The 4,686-nt window shown below is 51.7% G+C and carries 2 protein-coding genes; both read right to left on the bottom strand.

What is annotated here, in order from left to right:
- Window positions 1–92 precede the first annotated feature (92 nt).
- Window positions 93–2,084, bottom strand: coding sequence for an AAA family ATPase (locus J0895_RS24265; protein WP_207090554.1), 1,992 nt, complete (start codon window positions 2,082–2,084; stop codon window positions 93–95).
- 520 nt (window positions 2,085–2,604) lie between these two features.
- Window positions 2,605–3,885 (bottom strand): hypothetical protein, encoded by a 1,281-nt coding sequence (locus tag J0895_RS24270; RefSeq protein ID WP_207090555.1) that lies wholly within the window; start codon window positions 3,883–3,885, stop codon window positions 2,605–2,607.
- Window positions 3,886–4,686 lie beyond the last annotated feature (801 nt).

Genomic DNA, 4,686 nt, shown 5'->3' on the forward strand with positions numbered 1-4,686 from the left:
AGGAGAGGGATTTAGGGAGAGGTCTCTTTGGATGAGTTAGGAGAGGGATTTAGGGAGAGGTCTCTTTGGATGAATTAGGGGTGGGTTTCCCATCACCCTTGAGACTCCCTCACCACCCGTAACTCCCCATCATCCGTCAAACCCACCCTCAAATGACAATCCCGTAACCCGGACAAGTTTCCATATTCCTCAAACAGCCAACGATTGAGGGGACGTTCCACCCAAGACTCCAACAGAGTTTTAACCAGTCGTCCCCCAAACAATAAATTATCTCCCTCCTGCATTTGTGCCGTCAAAACCCTCATCACCGACCCCTCAAACTGCAACATCAAGCCATATTTTTGGGCTGCTGAATTCCGTAACTGTCCCAAAAACTTATGACCAATTTGGCTGACAAACTGCGATCGCAACAAATCAAACACCACAATATTATCCCCAAACCGATTCAACAACTCCGCACGACCAATCCGGCTGGAAAAATACCAGCGCACCCCCTCCCGAAAATGCTGATTCACTTGCTCATAACTGAACAACTCTGTTCCTTGCTGTTGAACCTGAGTCATAATTCCCGAACGCAGTAACGCCCCCGTCTGGGAATCCGTTAAATCCGACGCCCCAATATTACTCGTAAAAATAATCACCGTCTGATTGAAATAGGCCGTCCGTCCTTTGCCATCAGTTAAACGACCATCCTCCAAAATCTGAAGAAACTTATCCAACACCCGGGGATGAGCTTTTTCAATCTCATCAAACAGCAAAATACTATAGGGACGTTCCAACACCCGATTGGTCAATTGTCCCCCCTCCTCATAGCCCACAAACCCGGGCGGCGACCAGGCTAATTTCTCTGCCGAATGTTCTTCCTTATACTCACTCATATCAAACCGAGCAAACGCTGACACATCGCCAAAAATTAGACGACTCAGCGACTTGGCTAACTCGGTTTTTCCTACACCCGTGGGACCGACAAAGAAAAAGATACCTTTGGGCTTACTATTGCGACCATTCACATGATTGAGACTAATTCCCACCTTGGCAGTCATCAACATATCCGTCACCGCTGCGATCGCCCGAGGTTGTCCAATCACCGCCTGGGATAACTCCCCAGTTGCACCCGAGACCTTCTCCCGGCTGAGTTGTTCAAAAGGTTCCTCAAGCTGTCCGAACTTATAGAAATCCACCAACCGCATCACCGGACGGCGATTCAGGGGGAGACGCTGTTGTACCGATCTCAGCCGCAACGCTTCTAAATCCATCGTCTGGAACCCATCAGTTAACTCGGCAAATTCCTCCGCCACTTGGTCGAGTTGTGAGAGGGAAGTTCCATCGGGGGAGTGGGATTGCAAGTCTTGTCCGCCATAAAAGTTACTGCCGAAGCGTTGTATAAAATACTGGCGTTCTGCCTTATTGGGAGAGGTCACTTGAACCAAGGTCAGATAGGGATTGTGAGTATAAAACCACACCGGAACCCGTTTCAAATCGCTGGCGAGAACCACGATGGTATTACGATAGCCCTGGAGGGGACCGTCCCGCAGGATACTCGCCTCCAGGGTACAGCGTTGGAGGAGAATTAAGGGGTTGCGTTCCTCTTGTCCATAGCGATCGGGGTCGGCGGTGAGCATATCGGCTAAATCAATCACCGCCGCCAGGGATTGGTCCGTTTGTTTGACCAGAGTGCGTAACTGGGCAAAGGCTTCTTCTGGGGGGAGGCGGTTTTGTAGGGCAGCATTGCCCAGTCGTTGTTGTAAGACAGCACCAGGATTGGCTCGCGGGGGTGCGCCGTTGGCAACCAAAGAGGCGGCGGCGGGACTGTGACGGCGTTGTAGCTGTTGTTGGGCTAAGTCGTGGAAGCGTTGCTCTAGGTCGGGGTTGGGGAAGCTGAACCCGTCGATCCTGTCGTAACACAGGCTGAGGTCAAATTCCAGGTCTTGGAAGTAGGCGCTGAGGAAATCATGGATTGAGAGATAGTTACCGCGCCAAATCAGGGGGTCGTGAATGTTGCCATAGAGGAGAATGTGGCGGCGGCGCTGAAGTTGTTTCTCGAATTCACGAATCCAACGGGTGGAGATGAGGGAAATGGTCATTATGAAGTCCTCGGCTAAATGTTTGTGTGAGGTGAGTCATGGCTGTAGGGCTTACGCATTACTTCTATATAATATGTAGGGGCGATTCGCTTTCTCGCCTCTACATCTACCATTTCTAGATTTATGAGGTACATTCTTTTGGAGTGCGAGCATCTTGCTCGCTCTTGTCAATAGCGAGCGAGACGCTCGCACTCCTTTAAATATCTGTACGCGAATGAGTCCAAGAACCATAGCCCTGTCAAGGTGCAAGGTGTATTTGTAGGGGCGCAATGCGATCGCCTTCTACTACATGAAATAACGATGCCCTGTCAAGGTGTATTTGTAGGGGTGCAATGCGATCGCCATCAAGAGGGTTTGGAAACCAAACCCCTACATCAGATCAGAGGGTTTGGTCTCCAAACCCCTACAAAAAACAACGATTTTTCGTCATTAAATTTACCACCTTGACAGGGCTAGTCCAAGAACCCCTACATAGAGGCTGTTTCGGAAAATAGGCGTAAGTCCTGGGGGGTCGGAAGGTTCAGGCGCGGCGATGGACGCGCAATGCATCGGTGCGCGGCAGATTGTCCGCTTGATGGATGCGGCGGTTGGGGTCTTTGCCTTCCCATTGCAACTCGCCCATTTGTATGCCAAACTCGGCTTCGAGACAGTGGTGCATCTCACTGATGACCGTTGAGGCTTCATCGCACACTGCCGCTGACCCTCCACCGACAGCGGCAGCGGTTTGCTTGCTGTAGCCTTCCACGTCATAGAACACTTCTCCTTCTGTGGGAATGCTGACGCTGATGCCTTTGCCTCCATGACTGGCGGCTCCCAGAATCACCGCACTGGCGGGGTTTTCGGGATGTTCCGGTTGACGGTAGATGATGCCGAATCCTAGGGATTCCAGGCTTTGGGCGATGCTGTCGGCGATGTAGTCCCGTTGGTCCGCTTGCAGTTGGGCGGTGTTGGCAGCGTCGATGAGGATTTGGCTTTGCTGTTGACTAGCGGCCAGGAGGGGGGTTATTTCCTCGAACTGTTCTGAGGAAATCGCCTGTTCAGCAGTTTGGCATTGCTGTTCCAGTTGGGCGATGGCTCCCGACTGCCACCGCATCACCACTGGGTCCGCTTGCAGTCCGGCGATCAGGGATTGCAAGGCGATCAGGTTCTCTTGAGCTTCTCCTTGGCGGCGTTGCCAGTCGGCGCGACGTTCTGCCACCTGTTGGCGATACTGGTCTAGGGCCTGTTCTGCCGCTTGCAGGGGTTGTCGGACTCGGGTGGGGTCGCCGGATTGGATGATTTGCTTGACATTTTTTAGCTTTTGTGATACATCTGCTTGCAAGTGAGGGGCGAACTTAGTGCCGTCGGGAATTTCGGCGAGTTGACGGTGCAATTCGGCTAGGGCAAACTGCTGGCGATCGCATTCCGCTTGACGTTTTTTGGCGAACTCATCCCGGCGTTTTTGGGCGAGATGTCGTTGCAGGTCCGTTTGCAGTTGGTCCAGTTGCCGCGAAACCTGTCCCACTGCGGCTTCTGAGGTCGCCTTGGCGAGGGTTTGCTGTTGCTGCTGGAGTTGCTGGTGCAGGGTTGGGGCCGCTTCGGGGTAGAGGTGAGGTTGCTGTTGTGAGAGTTCCCGGGTGAGGTTGGCGGCTTGTTGTTGCACCTGCTGGCGACGGGCTTCCAGGCGGCGTTGTTTCTCACGGATTTCCGCTTGTTGGCGGCGGCGGGCTTCTTCTTCGGCTCGCTGGCGGCGTTCTCGTTCCAGTCGTTGGCGGCGTTGGCGATCGAGTCGGGCGGGGGAGTATTTCGGGCGTACACTCATGGTCCGGTCTCCTTGGGCTATTTGGATAAGTCCAGCTTAGGCAGAGTGAGGGAGAAGTTCCATAGTGGGTAGATGGAAATTATATGGAAATTAGATGGAAATTTCCACCGAGTGTGAGGGTGGGCCGTTTCAACTTAGGGGCGGGGATGCTCGAAGCCCAGAATTGCTCATCAAATTGATAAATCGTTATTTCATGTAGGGGCGCATTGCGCCCCTACAAATACACTTTGCCGAGGCTCGTTCAGAGAATCAGTGATTGACCCTAGGTGTTGAGGCAACCTCCCCACCCTACAGCCTAGTATCCGTTGCCTCTTCATCAAGCTCTATTGCTGGTCCACTTGGTGTTAGATGACGCTGGCGCGATCAGTTGACAACTTTTCTGCCACTCTCAGCTTGCTGCTTTTGCAAATCCGCGAAAATCGCTTTCAAGTCGTGGTTGAACGACCCCGTGAATATTCTTCACGAATTCTGTGAATCTCTTCTACAATTGGGTCTTGATACATCATCAACATCCGAGAATTTTATGGGGTGTACAAAGAATTGGAAACTTATCCTAAAATCAATGCCATCTCAAGAATCATTAAGACCAGTCTTCTGTCGTTAGCATCCATAGAGGGTTTAAAATGGAAGTTTTTTATAAATTAACGCTTTATTTCTAGGCTTTAAAAACCGCGATTTCGCGAGGAAAGACACCCCCAGACCAACACCAATCCACCGCCAACAATCGGCCACATATAACCCCCGCCAACACAAAAAAAATACTCACCAAACCCACTACAACTAAACCCAAACCACAACCCA

Origin of the sequence: Phormidium pseudopriestleyi FRX01, assembly GCF_017313335.1 — a bacterium.
Lineage (GTDB): Bacteria > Cyanobacteriota > Cyanobacteriia > Cyanobacteriales > Laspinemataceae > Laspinema > Laspinema pseudopriestleyi.